This is a genomic window from Dietzia cinnamea NBRC 102147, from assembly GCF_001571065.1.
Lineage (GTDB): Bacteria > Actinomycetota > Actinomycetes > Mycobacteriales > Mycobacteriaceae > Dietzia > Dietzia cinnamea.
In genome coordinates this window covers 1-16,109 of sequence record NZ_BCSW01000056.1, presented here as the reverse complement: position 1 = coordinate 16,109, position 16,109 = coordinate 1, and the positions used below count along the sequence as shown (strand labels likewise).

General features: G+C 72.5%; 14 protein-coding genes and 1 riboswitch. Of the genes, 4 read left to right on the top strand and 10 right to left on the bottom strand.

Going from position 1 to position 16,109, the window contains the following annotated elements:
• The 5 genes from DCI01S_RS14075 to DCI01S_RS14055 form a co-directional block, all read right to left on the bottom strand.
• Window positions 1-842 (bottom strand): MBL fold metallo-hydrolase (locus DCI01S_RS14075; RefSeq protein WP_061229808.1); only part of this gene is annotated, 842 nt, incomplete at its 3' end.
• Window positions 842-1,729, bottom strand: a complete 888-nt coding sequence (locus DCI01S_RS14070; protein ID WP_061229806.1) for an ABC transporter ATP-binding protein — start codon at window positions 1,727-1,729, stop codon at window positions 842-844. The genes DCI01S_RS14075 and DCI01S_RS14070, both read right to left, overlap by 1 nt.
• On the bottom strand, window positions 1,726-2,754 hold the full coding sequence (locus tag DCI01S_RS14065) for a FecCD family ABC transporter permease (RefSeq protein ID WP_061229805.1): 1,029 nt from the start codon (window positions 2,752-2,754) through the stop codon (window positions 1,726-1,728). The genes DCI01S_RS14070 and DCI01S_RS14065 overlap by 4 nt, the downstream gene beginning before the upstream one ends.
• The gene (locus DCI01S_RS14060; protein WP_061229804.1) at window positions 2,751-3,665 is read right to left on the bottom strand and encodes an ABC transporter substrate-binding protein; all 915 of its coding nucleotides are present in this window, start codon (window positions 3,663-3,665) and stop codon (window positions 2,751-2,753) included. Before DCI01S_RS14060 ends, DCI01S_RS14065 begins: the two co-directional genes overlap by 4 nt.
• A gap of 114 nt (window positions 3,666-3,779) precedes the next feature.
• Window positions 3,780-3,840: riboswitch (cobalamin riboswitch) on the bottom strand.
• A gap of 137 nt (window positions 3,841-3,977) precedes the next feature.
• The gene (locus DCI01S_RS14055) at window positions 3,978-6,002 is read right to left on the bottom strand and encodes a gamma-glutamyltransferase family protein (RefSeq protein ID WP_061229803.1); all 2,025 of its coding nucleotides are present in this window, start codon (window positions 6,000-6,002) and stop codon (window positions 3,978-3,980) included.
• A gap of 148 nt (window positions 6,003-6,150) precedes the next feature.
• Here DCI01S_RS14055 and DCI01S_RS14050 point away from each other — a divergent pair, with 148 nt between their 5' ends.
• Together DCI01S_RS14050 and DCI01S_RS14045 are read left to right on the top strand one after the other, a co-directional pair.
• Window positions 6,151-6,615, top strand: coding sequence for a carboxymuconolactone decarboxylase family protein (locus DCI01S_RS14050; protein WP_061229807.1), 465 nt, complete (start codon window positions 6,151-6,153; stop codon window positions 6,613-6,615).
• A gap of 80 nt (window positions 6,616-6,695) precedes the next feature.
• Window positions 6,696-8,330 (top strand): long-chain fatty acid--CoA ligase, encoded by a 1,635-nt coding sequence (locus DCI01S_RS14045; protein ID WP_061229802.1) that lies wholly within the window; start codon window positions 6,696-6,698, stop codon window positions 8,328-8,330.
• 363 nt (window positions 8,331-8,693) lie between these two features.
• On the opposite strand, the gene DCI01S_RS14040 is transcribed toward DCI01S_RS14045, so the two are convergent.
• The 3 genes from DCI01S_RS14040 to DCI01S_RS14030 all read right to left on the bottom strand — a co-directional run bounded on the left by DCI01S_RS14040 (window position 8,694) and on the right by DCI01S_RS14030 (window position 12,689).
• A complete protein-coding gene (locus DCI01S_RS14040) occupies window positions 8,694-10,061 on the bottom strand; it encodes a cytochrome P450 (RefSeq protein ID WP_061229801.1) in 1,368 nt (455 codons plus the stop codon).
• A gap of 101 nt (window positions 10,062-10,162) precedes the next feature.
• On the bottom strand, window positions 10,163-11,824 hold the full coding sequence (locus DCI01S_RS14035) for an acyl-CoA dehydrogenase family protein (protein WP_061229800.1): 1,662 nt from the start codon (window positions 11,822-11,824) through the stop codon (window positions 10,163-10,165).
• Between the two features lie 40 nt (window positions 11,825-11,864).
• Window positions 11,865-12,689 (bottom strand): acyl-CoA thioesterase, encoded by an 825-nt coding sequence (locus DCI01S_RS14030; RefSeq protein WP_061229799.1) that lies wholly within the window; start codon window positions 12,687-12,689, stop codon window positions 11,865-11,867.
• A 140-nt stretch (window positions 12,690-12,829) separates the two neighbouring features.
• Between DCI01S_RS14030 and DCI01S_RS14025 the strand changes: the two genes are divergently transcribed.
• A complete protein-coding gene (locus tag DCI01S_RS14025) occupies window positions 12,830-13,153 on the top strand; it encodes a hypothetical protein (protein ID WP_007633082.1) in 324 nt (107 codons plus the stop codon).
• A 65-nt stretch (window positions 13,154-13,218) separates the two neighbouring features.
• On the opposite strand, the gene DCI01S_RS14020 is transcribed toward DCI01S_RS14025, so the two are convergent.
• Window positions 13,219-14,055: an SDR family oxidoreductase gene (locus DCI01S_RS14020; RefSeq protein ID WP_061229798.1), complete on the bottom strand. Its 837-nt coding sequence runs from the start codon at window positions 14,053-14,055 to the stop codon at window positions 13,219-13,221.
• A gap of 487 nt (window positions 14,056-14,542) precedes the next feature.
• Window positions 14,543-14,926: a hypothetical protein gene (locus DCI01S_RS14015; RefSeq protein ID WP_061229797.1), complete on the bottom strand. Its 384-nt coding sequence runs from the start codon at window positions 14,924-14,926 to the stop codon at window positions 14,543-14,545.
• A gap of 141 nt (window positions 14,927-15,067) precedes the next feature.
• Between DCI01S_RS14015 and DCI01S_RS14010 the strand changes: the two genes are divergently transcribed.
• Window positions 15,068-16,109, top strand: a 1,042-nt coding sequence (locus DCI01S_RS14010) for an alpha/beta hydrolase domain-containing protein (protein ID WP_061229796.1), incomplete at its 3' end; no start/stop codon positions are given.

Here is a 16,109-nt window from a genome sequence, read left to right as displayed (position 1 = left end):
CGCGAGTCGAGGTCGCGGTCACCGGGAGTCCGCTGATCGCGACCGCAGCAGACCACCTCGCCGTCGACCCCGGCACGGGCGCCGAGGCCGTGCAGGCGCGCGGCCAGGACGTCGGGCGCCGGATTGTGATGCCCCAGGTGGACGGCGACCACCTCGGTCTCATCGACCACCGCGCCCACCCCGCGCAGCCGCGCGAGCAGGTCGGCGAACCGGGACAGGCCCAGGTGCACGGGGGAGAGCTCCTCGCGGTCGCCGAGGGTCTGTTCCATGAACACCGCGTCGTACCGGGCGTCACGGACCGCGGCGAACCAGTCCTCGTCCCACGGACCGGTGTCGGTGGCCCACAGCAGTCGCGCGCCGTCGGGCCCGGTGAGGTCGTAGAGCACGGCGTCGCCGTCGCGGAAGACACGGTGCCGGGCCGGCAGCACGCGCACGTCGTAGCCGCCCACGATGAGCCGGTCCCCGGCGACGACCGGGACGAACCGCACCGGGTCGTCCGGACCGACCCACGGACGGCACACCTCGAGCGCGTCGGCGGGACCGACCACCTCGAGCCCACCCGCCCCCGGGACCCACGAGCGGTAGAGCAACGCCTGCGGACCGAGATGGTCGGCGTGGGCGTGAGTGATGAGCAGATGCCTGACCGACGCCAGGGTGCGCCCGAGCCGCACCGCCGCGCCGGGGGCCTCCGGGCCGCAGTCGATCAGCAGCTCGTCGTCGACAAGCGCGCAGGTCTGGCCGCGCACCACGCCGAGCCGGCGCGCCTCGCCGCACGACGTGCACCGGCAGAACGGGTTGGGCCAGCCGTCGGCCGCGCCCGTGCCCAGCAGCACGACTTCCATCACGGCGCGCACTCCCCGGGCGTCCGGCGCCCGGGCGCGCCCTCCTCGCCGGGCCCCGCTCCCGCGCCGCGCAGGGGCAGCACCGCCGGGCCGTCGGGACGCTCCACGACCTCGACGCGCGCCCCGTACACCTGCGCCACCCGTTCGGCGGTGAGCACCTCCTCCGGCCGGCCGTCGGCCACGACGCGCCCGCCGTCCAGTAGCACCAGCCGCTCGCCGTAGTGCGCGGCCGAGGTGAGGTCGTGCATGGCCGCGACCACCGTCAGCCCGCTCTCGCGCCGCATCGAGTCGACCAGGTCCAGCACCTGCTGCTGGTGACCGATGTCGAGGGCGCTGGTGGGCTCGTCGAGCAGCAGCACCCGCGGCTCCTGCGCCAGCGAGCGACCGAGCACCACCCGCTGGAGCTCGCCGCCGGACAGGGTGGTCGCGGTGCGCGCGGCGAGGTCGCGCAGGTCGAGGCGGTCGATCACCCGGTCGACGACCTCGTGGTCGTGGGCGGTCTCCGTGCCGAAGCGGGAGATGTGCGGCGTGCGACCGAGGCGGATGAGCTCGCGCGCGGTGACGCCCTCCGGTACCACCGGGCGCTGCGGCATCATCGCCACCGTCCGCGCTACGCGGCGGCGCCCCGCGCGGCGCGGCGCGAACCCCTCGACCTCGACGCCCCCCGACGTCGGGACGAGACCCGCGAGTGCGAACAGCAGGGTGGTCTTACCGGAGCCGTTGGGGCCGACCAGCGACACCCAGGAACCCGCGGGAACCGACAGGTCGATGCCGTGCAGGACCGGCGTGCGGTCGCGGACGACGTGCAGGTCGCGGCAGGCCAGGGCGGGGTGGCGTGGTGCGGCCGGGCTCGAGGGGGCCCGGCGCGCGTGGTCGGCGGGGCTCATATCTGCCCCCGACTGCGGCGCAGGACCACGAGGAAGAACGGGGCGCCGATCGCGGCGGTGACCACGCCGATCGGCAGCTCGGCCGGGCTCATGGCGGTGCGCGCGATGACGTCGGCCAGCACGAGAAACGTCGCCCCGGCCAGCAGGGAGGTGGGCAGCAGCAGTCGGTGCCCGGGCCCTATGAGCATCCGCACCGCGTGCGGGATGACGATGCCCACGAACCCGATGAGGCCCGAGACCGACACGACCGCCGCCGTGCCGAGGGTGGCGACGCTGATGAGGATGAGACGCACCCGCGCCGGGGAGATGCCCATCGTGGCGGCCTCGACGTCGCCGACCGCCATGACGTCGAGCATGCGCCGGAACAGGGCGATCACCGCCACGGAGACCAGCACGTACGGCAGGACCGCCCGCACGTCGGTCCACCCGCTGGTGGTGAGGCGTCCGAGCATCCACGAGTACACCTGCCGAAGCGTGTCGTCGTGACGCTGCATGAAGAAGGTCTGGATGGCGCTCGCGAACGCGGCCACCGCGACGCCGGCGAGGATGATGACGACCTCGCTGCGCCCGCCGCCCACGCTGCGTCCCAGCGCGTACGTGGCCATCACGGCGATCATGCCGCCGGCGAACGCGGCCGGCGGCACCAGGCCCGAGCCCATCGCACCGCCCGCGACGATCGCCAGTGTCGCGCCCAGGCCGGCGCCGCTGGACACGCCCAGCAGGTATGGGTCGGCGAGCGGATTGCGGAACACGCCCTGGTAGGTGGCGCCCGCGATCGCCAGTGTCGCGCCGACGATCGCACCCAGAACGACGCGCGGGACCCGGATCTCCCACAGGATCACCTGCTGGCGCTCGGTGAGGCCGGAGTCCACCGCGATGAGCGGAAGGCGGTCGAGCAGGTCGAGCAGCACCCCGCCGGCGGTGAGTCCGGCCGGGCCGATGAGGGTGCCCAGCAGCATCGCCGCTCCGAAGAGCAGCGTCGCCCCGCCCAGCGTGAGGGCGTGGCGGGGCGACGGGCGGGTCACGGGGTGGGCTGGGTCGCGGGCTGGTCGGCGGGGATCTGCGCGACGATCGCGGCGACCTCGCGCATGAAGTCCACGATGCGCGGGCCCCAGCGGCTGGCGAGGTCCTCGTCCACCACGTGGACGCGGTCCTCGCGCACGGCGGTGAGCCCGTCCCAGCCGGGACGCTGCGCCACGGTCTCCGCGGTCACTCCGCAGCACTGCCCGTCGGCGAGGAAGATGAGGTCAGGGTCGGCCTCGAGGATGAGTTCCTCCGACAGCTGCGGGTAGGTGTCATCGCCGGTGGCGATGGACGCCAGGCCGAGCATGGAGTAGATCTCGCCGACGTAGGTGGCGTCGGTGACGGTGTAGTAGGTGTCGTCCAGCTCGTGGAAGTACGTCAGCGGCGTCTCGCGCTCGGGCACGGAGGCGACGATCTCGTCGATCTCGGTTTGCATCTCCGACACCAGCTCGGCGGCCTCGCCGATGTTGCCGGTGGCCGCGCCGACCTGCTCGAGCTGGCTGTACGTCTCGTCGAGCGTCTGGGCGGCGGGCAGCTGGAGCACCTCGACGCCCGAGCGCTCGAGCCCGGCCACGATGTCGGCGTTGTCGTCGGTGAGCACCACCAGGTCGGGGGCGTAGCCCAGGATCGCCTCGAGGTTGGGCGTGTAGCCCGACAGGTCGGTGACGGGCGCGTCCTCCGGGAAGTCGGACCGCTCGTCCACCGCCACCACCTGGTCGCCCGCGCCGACGGCGTAGAGCATCTCGGTGGTCGTGGGGCTCAGGGACACGATGGCCTGCGGCTCGTCGGCCGCCGCGCCGGTCTGATCGGCGGGGGCGGCGTCCTCGCCGTCGGAGCCGCTGCACGCGGTGGCGACGAGCGCGAGGGCGGCCAGCGGCGCGATCAGCAGGGAACGGGATCGTGGGTGGGGCATGGCATCCTCCGCGGCTCGGAGGACGAAAACAGCTCGGGCCGCGGCGGTGGGGCCGCTGCACGCGACCGTCCTTCGTCCGAGGTCAGTACGTACGGCTACCGCGGCACCGGCCGACCTGGCTCGCCCGTCCGGGGACGGGATCACAGTTGCGGGACAGCGTCGGATTCACACCGACTTCCGCCGAATTGCCGCGGGGCGCCCGGCGCAGGTGGCCGGACCTCTCGAGGGTAGCCGAGCAGGCGCGGCGGGCAGAAGCCGCCGCCTCACCCGCCCAGCGCCCCGCCGCCGAGCCTTCGGGTAGAAGCCGCCGCCTCACCCGCCCAGCACGACCCCCTCGCGCCGCGGGTCGGCGCCGCCGACCAGCGTGCCGTCGGACTGGCGCAGGATCGCCGAGAGCCCCGACGACTGTTCCTCGGTGGAGACCTCGTGGCCGCGCTCGGTGAGCCACCGGGTCAGCTCGGAGTCGTCGGTCACCGCCGGGTGCTCGCCACCGATCGCGGTCTCGGGCGAGTTGATCGCCCCGAACGACGGCGAGCCCACGGCCTGCTGCGGGTCGAGGTCCCAGTCGAGCATCCCGACGAGCGTCTTGACGACGAACTGGATGATCCGGGACCCGCCGGGCGAGCCGACCACCGCGCGCAGCTCGCCGCGCGCGAGCGGCGTGCCGTCGAACACCAGCGTGGGGGCCATGGACGAGCGCGGCCGCTTCCCGGGCTGGACGCGGTTGGCCTGTAGTTCCCCGGCCTCGTCGCGCGGCTCGGCGGCGAAGTCGGTGAGCTGGTTGTTGAGCAGGAACCCCTCGACCATCTGGAAGGAGCCGAACGCGGACTCGATGGTCGTGGTGAGCGCGGCGGCGTTGCCCTGCGCGTCGACGATGCTGATGTGCGTGGTCCCGTGCTCGGGGCCGGTGAACACGCCGCGGGCGTCGAAGGGGAAGTCGCCGGGCTCGGCCTCGCCCATGGACCGTTCGGTGTCGATGAGGCCGGCGCGTCCGGCGAGGTAGCCGGGGCGCAGCAGGGTCATCGCGGAGCCCAGCGGCGGCGGCACGAAGCGCGGGTCGGCGATGTAGACGTCGCGGTCGGCGTAGGCGAGCCGCTCGGCCTCGGTGACCAGGTGCACGGCCTCGGGGGCGGGCAGGCCGCCGTCGGGTCCGACGTCGGTCGGCGGGTACGCGGCGAGGTCGGACTCGGCGAGCATGGCCAGGGTCGAGGCGACGGCGGTGCCCCCCGAGGACGGCGGCGCCATGCCGCACACGGCGTGGTCGCGGTACGGGCTGCACACGGGGTCGCGCGTGATGGCCTCGTATCCGGCGAGGTCGTCGAGGGTCATGGCGCCGGGGGTGATGCCCTCGCGCTCGGTGCTGACCTGGTCGACGATCGCCTCGGCGATCGCGCCGGTGTAGAACGCGTCGGCGCCCTCGGTGGCCACGGCGGACAGGGTCTTGGCGTAGGCGGGGTTGGTGAGGCGCGTCCCGGCGGGTTTCCCGGTGTCGCCGTCGAGGAAGTACCCGGCGGCGTCGGGGTCGCGGGCCAGGTCCGCGGCGGAGGCGGCGATGGATTCGGCCAGGCGTGGGCTGATCTCGAAGCCGTCGTCGGCCAGCAGCACCGCGGGGTCGAACAGGTCGCGCCACTCGCGCTCGCCGTGGTCGGCGTGGGCCAATTCGAGCAGGCGGAGGATGCCGGGCACGCCGATGGACCGCCCGCTGCGCCGGGCGTCGGGCCGCGGTGCGGCGGTGTCGTCGGGCGAGATGTGCCGGAGGTAGTCCACGGTGGCGGCGGCGGGCGCGGTCTCGCGGCCGTCGTACGTCTCGACCTGCCCGGACTCGGCGTCGTAGTGCACGAGGAATCCGCCGCCGCCGAGGCCGGAGGACTGCGGCTCGACCAGCCCGAGGACGGCCTGGGCGGTGACCAGGGCGTCGGCGGCGGTACCGCCGTCGGCGAGGACCTCGCACGCGGCCCGGGTCGACAGCGGGTGCGCGGTGGAGACCGAGTACGACGCGGTGGCGACGGGCCGCATCCCGGTGCGGAACCCGGTGGCGACCTCGGGGTTCAACGAGATGGGCCCCTCGGGGCCGGCCTGGCCGTCGGCGGTGCGGGCCACGGGCGTGCCGCCGCCGTCCTGCGCGCACGGCGCCGTGTCCTGGACCGGGAGGGGCTCGCCGCCGAGCGTGCCGGGACGCGCGGAGGTGGTGCGGTCCGGGGGCGACGACGACGAGGTGGCCGTCGCGTCCTCCTCGGCCCCTCCGGGTTCGGTCGAGCAGGCCGACAGCGCCAGGACGGGCGCGAGTCCGAGCGCGAGGACCGCGCGTGCGATCCGTCGGGTTGTCCGAGAGTGCATGGCGGGCCGCCTTCCCGAGCCGGATACCTGTCCCCAGAGTGCTCCGCCGGCGGGGCGGGCGTGGCGCTTTCGGCGGAGACGGGACAGGGGAGGATGGTCGGTGACCCACGAGGCACTGACCGACGGCGCCCAGAGGAAGGACCACCAGATGACGACGACGACGAGTTCCGCCGACGACGGGCCTGCGGCCCGGGACCTGCGTGAGCAGGGATTCGCGACCAGGCGCGAGGTGATGGGGGACGCCTTCGTCGACCGGGCGATGGACCGGGTGGCCGGGACGGCGTCGGAGGCCATCCAGTACGTGGTCACCGAGAACGTGTGGGGCAACATCTGGGACCGGCCGGGCCTGGGTCGGCGGGACAGGAGTCTGCTCAACATCGGGATGCTGGTGGCGCTGCGCGCGAACGCCGAGCTGGCCGGCCACGTCCGCGGGGGCCTGACCAACGGGCTGACGCGGGAGGAGATCTCCGAGGCCGTCATCCACGCGTCGGGGTACTGCGGGGCGCCCGCCGCCCTGTCGGCGATGAAGACGGTCCAGGAGGTGTTCGACGCCCTCGACGCCGAAGCGGGCGATTCCCCCCTGAGCGGGTGGGGCGGAGGGGCGCGGGGGTAGTCTCGACCTTCAGAGTGATCTACGGCATACACACGCGTCCCGTCAGGTCACGCACGCCCCGCGAGTAAGGAGTCCCGCCCATGCGCAGCACGATGATGCCGGAGCAGCTGAACATCAGCACGATCCTGCAGTTCGGTTCGACCGTCCACGCCGATGCCGTGGTCACCACCTGGACCGCGGAGGGGCCGCGCAAGCTCTCGTTCGGCGATCTCGGCAAGCGCGCTGCGCAGCTGGCCCACGCCCTGCGGTCGCTGGGGATCGACGGTGACCAGCGGGTCGCCACCTTCCAGTGGAACAACTCCGAGCACATGGAGGCCTACCTGGCCATCCCGTCGATGGGCGCGGTGCTGCACCCGCTCAACATCCGGCTGTTCCCGGACCAGCTGGAGTTCGTGGCCAACCACGCCGAGGACAAGGTCGTCATCGTCGACCCGAGCCTGATCCCGTTGCTGCAGCCCCTGCTGCCGCGGTTCTCCACGGTCGAGCACGTGATCGTGACCGGTGGTGGCGCCGCGAGCCTGGAGGCTCCCGAGGGCGTGCAGGTGCACGACTACGAGGCGCTCCTGGCCGCGCAGCCCACGGAGTTCGAGTGGCCGGAGGTCGACGAGAACTCGGGTGCCGCGATGGCGTACACCTCGGGCACGACCGGCGATCCGAAGGGCGTCGTCTACTCGCACCGCTCGATCTACCTGCACTCGATGCAGGTGTGCATGTCCGACGGTATGGACATCTCGGTGGACGACAACGTCCTGGCGATCGTCCCGATGTTCCACGCCATGTCGTGGGGCCTGCCGTACGCCGCGTTCATGGTGGGCGCCTCGCTGCTCATGCCGGAGCGGTTCCTGCAGCCCGAGCCGCTCGCCGCGATGATCGCCTCCGAGCGTCCGACGCTGGCCGCCGCCGTGCCGACCATCTGGATGGCCTTGGACGCCTACAGCGTGGACCATCCCGTCGACATGTCGAGTTTCCGCGCCGTGGTGGTGGGTGGCAGCTCCTGCCCGCCGGAGTTGATCCGTAAGTTCAAGGAGCGCTACGGGATCAACATCATCCACGCCTGGGGGATGACCGAGACCTCGCCCATCGGCACGCTGTCGCGGCCCAAGGCGGAGCTGCCGGAGGAGAAGCAGTTCCAGCTGCGGACCACCCAGGGTCGTTTCCTCGCGGGCGTCAAGGCGCGGATCGTCGACGACGCCGGCAACGAGTTGCCGTGGGACGGCGAGTCTGTGGGCGAGCTGCAGGTCCGCGGCCCGTGGATCACCGGAAGCTACTACAAGGTCGACAACTCGGACTCGTTCGATGACGGCTGGCTGCGCACCGGCGACGTGGGTTACGTGCGGCCCGAGGGCTTCCTCCAGCTGACCGACCGCGCCAAGGACATCATCAAGTCCGGCGGCGAGTGGATCTCCTCGGTCGAGGTGGAGAACTACCTGCTCGAGCACCCGGCCGTGGCCGAGGCGGCCGTTGTCGGTGTGCCGGATCCCAAGTGGGACGAGCGCCCGCTGGCCGCGATCGTCGTCAAGGAGGGCATCCCCGATCCGGACGTCGAGGAGCTCCGCGCGCACCTGGCACAGCGGATGGCCAAGTGGCAGGTGCCGGAGCGCTTCGCCTTTGTCGACGAGATCCCCAAGACCTCGGTCGGCAAGCTGGACAAGAAGCGCATCCGCGCCTCGCATTCGGAGGGCGAGCTCGAGGTGATCAACGCCCTCGAGAGCTGACCCCGGCCCCGCCGCCCCACCGCCCGGGTCCTCCGCCCCGCCGCCCGAGTCCGCCGGGCATGGCCGCCGGGCGGCGGTTCGCCCATCGAAAAGACGGTTCCGCACGCGCCCACTCGGCCGACGCGGGCGGAACCGTCTTCTCGTCTGACAGCGGGGCTGCCGGCCGCCCGCCCGGCGCTCAGCTCACCTATCGGATCTCTCGCCACCTACCAGATCCCCACGCCGCCTATCGCGATCTGCGCCACCTAGCGGATCCGGTAGGCGCCGCGGAATCGGATAGGTGGCGCCGGCGCGGGCGACTCTAGCTGCGCATATGCCCGCGCCCGCACCCGGAGCAGGTGCGGGCGGGTGGGCGGCGGCGGGTCAGGCGTGGACGCGCGAGAGCCGGCGCAGGGCGACGGGCAGCCCGTCGCCGGGGTAGGGCAGCGAGTCGTTCTTCATGGGCGGGGAGTAGTCCAGCGGCACCGACCACTCGAAGTGGCGCAGCAGCGCGCTCAGCACGAGCTTCGACTCGAGGTTGGCGAAGATCATGCCGAGGCACTTGTGCACGCCACCGCCGAAAGGCTCCCACGCGAAGCGGTGCGACTTGTCCTCCCGCCGCTCCTCGGAAAACCGCTCCGGGTCGAAGATCTCCGGGTCCGTCCAGTACTCGGGCATGTGGTGTGAGTACAGCGGCATCACCGAGATGAGCCGACCCGCCGGGATCTCCACCCCGAGGATCTCGGTGTCCTTGACCGTCTTGCGGGCCAGCACCGGAACCGGCGGGTGCAGACGCAGCGTCTCCTTCATCACCAATGCGAGGTCAGGCAGCTCCTCCAGCTCGGCCAGGCTCGGGTTCGGGCCCAGCGCCAGGCACTGCCGACGCAGCCGCTCCTGCCATTCCACGTCGCGGCCGAGCTCGTAGACCATGGACGTCACCGTGCTGGTCGTGGTGTCATGCGCGGCCATCAGCAGGAAGATCATCTGGTTGATGATGTCGTCGTCGTCGATCCCGCCGGAGGCGTCCGCCACCTGACACAGCGCGGAGAACAGGTCCTCTCCCGGATTCGCGCGGCGGGCCGGAAGATGGCGGCGGAGGAACTCCTCCAGCAGCCGGCGGCCGCGGGTGGCGCGGCCCCACTTGGTGAACGGCACCGGGGCCGTCGACCGGACGTACCCGTTGGCCGCCTGCACGCAGTCGACGAAAGCCGTGTTCACACGGTCGATCTCGCCGGGAACGGCGTACTCGGCGCCGCCCATGAACACGTCGGTCGCCAGGTCGAGCGTGTGCGACTTGAGTGCGGGGTAGATCCGGAACGCCCGGTCCGGCGACCAGGACGCGATTCCCGCGTCGACGAGCGGCGCGAGCGTCCGCGTGTAGCCCTCGAGCCGGGGGCGGGTGAACGCCTCCTGCATGATCTGCCGGTAGTGCTTGTGCTCCTCGAAGTCGAGCAGCATCAGCCCGCGATTGAAGAACGGCCCCACCAGGTATCCCCAGCCCGGGCCGCTGGCGAACGCCTTGTCGCCGTTCTGCAGAGCGGCCTGGCACGCGTCGGGGCCGATGAGCGCGGTCCTGGTCCGGCCGAGGAGGTTGAGATCGGAGACCGGGCCGTGGTCGCGATAGCGACGGGCCATCGCGGACAGTGGGTCGTGCACATATTCCAGCGTCTTGCCCAGCACCGGCAGGTGGGAGCGCAGCGGCGCGGGCCCGGGACGGAAGACCTTCTCGCGCGGCTCACCGGAAATTGACATACAGCACCTCGTTGTGGGGATGCCCCCAGTGTGTGACACGGCTCACGTGCTGTCACGCGATTTCCGAAACCGGCGGTGTCGTTTCTCTGCCGCGCGCCGGGTCAGGCCCTCTCGACCAGTGCGCGGATGTCCACACCGTCGGGCAGGGCGCCGTACTCGGCCGAGCGGTCGTCGCCGAGGCGGGCCAGGCAGAACGCCTCCGCGACCGGGGCCGGGGCGTGGGCGAGCAGGACCGCGGCCTGCTGGGCCAGCGCCATCGACTCGACCAGCCGTCGCGCGATCCCGGGCGCCGCGCCCGGGTCGGCGGCGGCCCGGCTCACGAGCCCGCGCACCCGCTCGACGTGCCGGTCGTACAGCTCGTGACCGCCCAGCTGCGCGGACAGCTCGGCATCGAACGCCGCTACCGACTCCGGTTCCCGGGTCATGGCCCGCAGCACGTCCAGGGCGATGACGTTGCCCGAGCCCTCCCACACCGCCAGCACCGGCTGCTCCCGGTAGCGGCGCGCGAGTGGGAACGCCTCGGTGTAGCCGTTGCCGCCGAGGCACTCCAGCGACTCGTAGGCGTGGTTCGGCCCGCGCTTGCAGACCCAGTACTTCGCCACCGCGGTGGCCAGCCGACGGTAGGGGGCGAATTCCTCGTCGTCGTACGCCGACGCCAACCTCAAGGCCGTCCACGTCGCGGCCTCGGACTCGAGCTGCAGGTCGGCCAGGACGGCCGCCATCGCGGGCTGGTCGACGAGTGTCGCGCCGAACGCCGCCCGGTGCCGGGCGTGCCACGCGGCCTCGGCCACGCCCTGCCGCATTCCCGCCGCGGCGCCGAGCACACAGTCCAGCCGGGTGCGGCCGACCATCTCGATGATCGTGCGCACGCCGCGACCGGGCTCGCCGACCATCCAGCCGAGCGTCCCGTCGAACTCCACCTCGGAGGAGGCGTTGGACTTGTTGCCGAGCTTGTCCTTGAGCCGCTGCACGAGGAACGGGTTGCGCTCGCCGCCCGGCAGCACGCGCGGGACGAGGAAGCAGCTCAGCCCCTCCGGAGCCTGCGCCAGCACGAGGAACGCGTCCGACTGCGGCGCCGAGCAGAACCACTTGTGGCCCCGCAGGACATGGCAGCCCGAGTCGCCCGCGCCCACGGAGCCGCCGGCGGTGACGGGTTCGGCGGTCGTGGTGTTGGCGCGGACGTCCGAGCCGCCCTGCTTCTCGGTCATCGCCATCCCGAACAGCACGCCCGACTTGGTGGCGGGGTCGCGCAGCTCCGGGTCGTAGACGCGGGAGAGCAGCGCGGGCTCCCATTCGGCGGCCAGCTCCGGGCTCAGGCGCAACGACGGAACCACGGCGTGGGTCATGGACAGCGGGCACCCGTGCCCGGCCTCGACCTGCGAGACCAGCATGAACCCGGCGGCCCGCTCGACGTTCGCGCCCTGCCCGGGGTCGGCCCACGCCGAGGTGTGCAGTCCGTGGGCCACCGAGTACTCCATGATGCGGTGGTAGGCGGGGTGGAACTCGATCTCGTCGACGCGGTTGCCCCACCGGTCGTGCGAGTGGTGCACGGGCGGGCGGGTGTTGGCGAGCTCGGCGTCGTGTTGGTACTGCGCGGTGCCGACGTGGCGGCCGATCTCGTGGAACCCCTCGATCCGCGCGTGCGGGGAGAAGGTCGCCACCGCGTCCTGCAGCGCCGGGTTGAGGGCGAACTCGTCCACGTCGACCCGCGGCGGAGCCTGGTTGAGGACCTCGTGGGTGGAATGGTTTCGGGTCGCCGACATGGGCCGTCCTAACTCTTGAAGTACTGAGCTCCTGAAGTACTCAGCCTTTGAAATACATAAGCTGCGTGCCCGTCGCCAGCAGCGTCCCGTCGCGACCCCACAGGCGCGCGGCCTCGTCGTGGTAGTTGCCGTGGAAGCGGTGCGAGTGCACGCTGCCCAGCAGGAAGTCGGTGCCCTGGGCGGCGATCTCGTCGGCGGTGGCCAGGAAGTGGATCGTCAGCGTCACCGTGCCCGCGGGGACCGGCCGACCGAGCCGCAGGAATGCGCGCGGGAAGAACGAATCGCACATGGCCGTCAGCGCGAGATGGTCGAGACCGCGGGCCGGGGCGTCGCGGATCCACATCGTCGTCGTCGACCCCGGGCTCTCCTCGCCCGCCGCGACGGCCTCCCATCCCCCCTCGACGAACCGCATGTCGTAGTTCTCCACCCACTTCACGCCGCGGTCGGCGCCGGCGGAGGGCAGCTCCTCCGGAGCGGGTACGGCGGGCGCGGCGGCCTCGGTCTCCGACCACGTCTCCCGCCGCAGCCCGGTGATGGCCGTGGCGGTGGTGACCACGTCGTCGCCCTGGCGCATCTCGATCCACCAGTGCTGGTTGGAGCGGTTGGTGCGGGCGGGGCGCGCCTCGATGAGGAACTCGCCGTCGGCGACGGGCCCGGCGTAGTTGAGGGTCAGCGCGAGCGGGTCGCCGTGCCGCTCGGGGTGCTGCAGGACCGCGGCCAGCATCGTCGCCGCCGTGGTGCCGCCGAACGGGCCGACCATGTTGGCGTACGCCTCGTGCGTGCGGCCGCGGTAGAGGTTCTCGCCGAGCGGCTCCAGCGCCACCACCTCATCGAGCACGTGCGTGGCGGTGTCCTGACTGGTCACGGGGCCTCCTGTGGGGCGGGCGGGGCGTCGCCGCCGGGGGCGCGTGCGGGCGGCGTTGGGCTCACCGTACCGAGAGATACGGCGACGACGACGAGGAACGCCCGTCCCGCCCACGTGGGCGTCGGCCATAGGATCGGGTCATGCCGATGATCGATGTGAAGAGTCCTGAGTCCGTCTCCACCGCCGCCGTCGTGGCCACCGGGCTGCTCGGCGGGTGGTTGACCGCCCGTGAGACGGGGATCCGTCCGCTCGGTGGGGTCGTGCTGGCGGCGGCCGGCGTCTGGGCCGGTCGCTCGTGGGCGGCCAAGACCGACGTGCCCACCACGGTGGGCCTGTCGGCGCTGTACGTGGCGGCGTTCGGCGCCTCGCACCCGCTGGCCAAGAAGATGGGCTCGTGGCCGGCGGTGCTCACGGTGACGGCGGCGGCGTCGGGCGCGGCCTACGCGCTCGCCGACGCGAAGTAGCGGCCGGCCGTCTGTCGGCACGCTGCGCGGCTCCGGCGCGGCCTCAGAGCGCGCCGCCACCGGGCTCAGGCGTCGAGGAAGATGTCGAGCTCCAGCTCCTCGAGGGGGCCGCCGTAGACGGAGAAGTCGGTGACGCCCTCCTCGGTGAGGACGTCGTCGTCGATGAAGAAGTTGCCCGTACACTCGCGGGGGTCGCGCGTGAGGACCGCGTGCGCGGCGTCGGCCATGATCTCCGGCGTGCGGCTGCGCGCGACCATCTCCTCGCCGCCGAGCAGGTTGGCCACGGCGGCGGTGGCGATGGTGGTGCGCGGCCACAGGCTGTTGGCCGCGATCCCGCGTCCCTTGAGCTCCTCGGCCAGGCCCAACGTCACCAGGCTCATGCCGTACTTGGCGATCGTGTAGCCGAGGAAGCTGCCCGCCCACTTGGGATTGAGATTGAGCGGCGGGGACAGCGTGAGGATGTGGGCGGCGTCCGAGGCCTCCAGGTGCGGCAGCGCCGTCTTGGACAGCAGGAACGAGCCGCGGCAGTTGATGTCCTGCATGAGGTCGTACTTCTTCATGGCCAGGTCAGGGGTCGGTGACAGGTCGATCGCGCTGGCGTTGTTGACCACGATGTCGATCCCGCCGAACGCCTCGACCGTCCTGTCGACGGCCTCCTGCACCGAGTCCTCGTTCCGGACGTCGCCCACCACGGCCAGGGCCTTCCCTCCCGCCTCCTCGATCTGGGCCGCGGCGGTGTGCACGGTGCCCTCGAGCTTCGGGTGGGGAGTGTCGGTCTTGGCGAGCATCGCGATGTTCGCACCGTCGCGGGCGGCGCGCAGGGCGATGGCCAGGCCGATGCCGCGGCTGCCGCCCGACATCAGCAGGGTCTTTCCGGCCAGGGTGCGAGTGGAGTCCGTCATGGGCACGATCCTCTCCGATAACCGCCGACCGCGGGGCGGGTATCGGCGACCGATCGCCCACTTGACGCGCCCCGTAGCATAAAAATGACCTCACAAACGGGTGTGGTTCCGACCGTGCAGGAGAGGCGCGATGACCGGTCGCCCCGAACTCACGGCTTCCAGGACGCTGATCACTGTTCTGGCGGCCGCCCTCGCCGTGCTCGTGGTCGGGGTGGGCGTGGTCGCCCTGGTCCGCAGCAGTGGGTCCGGGTCGGAGACACCGGCCGTCGAGGTCTCGCCCTCGGCTGCCGGGAGTGGCTTCTCCCCGGATGTCCTGGATCGTCCCGCGGCCCTCCGGTCCCGAGGGCGCCGGGGTGCTGGAGGTGACGGGGCCGGAGTGCGATTCCGCGGTGATCAACGCCGACCTGCTGTTCCCGAACAGCGGTGCGCGGATCATCGACTGCCAGGCAGGCTGGGCCGTCATGGCCAGCGCCGTGTCGGGTGATCCCTACTGGGTGGCGTACTCGGACGGCAGGTGGCGACGGGCCCCAGACGTGTCGATCCACCTGGGGACCTGCCCGGCCGAGGCGATCGCCAAGGGTGCGCCGGCGTGGATGGCGCAGAAGCACCTGACCAGCTGTGCACCGTCCGAGCGGCCGGGCCCGGCGGCGCCGACGCCCACACCGTCGCCCGCGCGGACGTCGGCGGCCACGCTCTCGGCCGGGCCCCCCGCCACGCCCACCCGGACCAGTTCGCGGACCCGGGCCCCGGTCGAGGACGCCGCGGCGCCGGCGACGAGTTCGCGGCAGACCAGTGTCGTCACGTCGACGTCCCCGCCGACCAGCGTCGTCACGACGTCGCCCTCGTCGACCGCTGAGTCGACCCCGTCCACGGCGGCGGATGACGCTCCCGGTCCGGACGGGCAGTAGCGACGGGGGTCAGCTCTCGCCGACCCCCGGAGGCCCGGCGGGGGCCTCACTCCGGGTCGCGGAAACGTGTTCCAGGCGCGTCAGGGGCGGGCAGAATTGAGGCCATGCAGCCAGCGCAGTCGCCGACGTTCACCGAACTCACCGAGGGCCGGGCCGTGCCGCCCATGGCCGCCCGCCCAGGCCCGGACCTCCCCGCCGCGGGGTTCATCGAGTCCGAGTGGTCGTGTGCGGGCGAGGCGGTGTCGTACTCGGTCGGCGAGCTGCCCACCGATGGCCGGGTCACGCTCGCCGAGGCCGACTCCCAGCCCTACTGCACCCGCGTGTTGGTCCGCCGCCCGTCCGCCGAACGGTTCAGCGGCGTGGTGCTGGTGGAGTGGCTCAACGTCAGCGGTGGCCAGGACGCCGCGCCCGAGTACACCTACCTCGCGGAGGAGATCGTGCGCGCCGGCCACGCGTGGGTCGGGGTGTCGGCGCAGTTCATCGCCGTCGAGGGCGGCGACGCGGCCGTGGGGATGGGCGGCCAGACCGGAGGCCTGCGCGCTCAGCGCGAGGGGCGGTACGGCGACCTGCACCATCCCGGTGACGCGTACGCCTACGACATCGTCACCCAGGTCGGCCGTTACTGCCGCGCGGCGGGCGGGTCGCGAGAGGGCGGGGCCCCGCTCGACGTCGGACCGCTGGCCGGGCTCGCTCCGGAGACGGTGATCGCGATCGGGGAGTCGCAGTCGGCCATCGCACTGACCTCCTACATCGACGGCGTGCACCCGCTGGTCGGCGTGTTCGACGGGTTCCTGCTGCACAGCCGCGGCGGCGGGGCCCTGCCGTTCGGCGACCGCGGCCGCGCGGCCGGCATCGCCGCCGCCGTCTCGTCGCAGACCCTGCGCTTGCGCGATGACCTCGACGCGCCCGTCCTGGTAGTGCAGGCCGAGGGCGACCTCGGTGGCCTGCTCGACTCGGCTCGCGCCCGCCAGCCCGACTCCGACAAGATCGTCACCTGGGAGATCGCCGGCCAGGCCCACGCGGACGCCTACCAGTTGGGCGAGCTCGCGGGGATGGTCGACTGCGGCGGCGCGATCAACAGCGGCCAGCAGGTGTTCGTGTGCCGGGCCGCGCTGCGCCACCTCATCACGTGGATCGGCGGGGGAG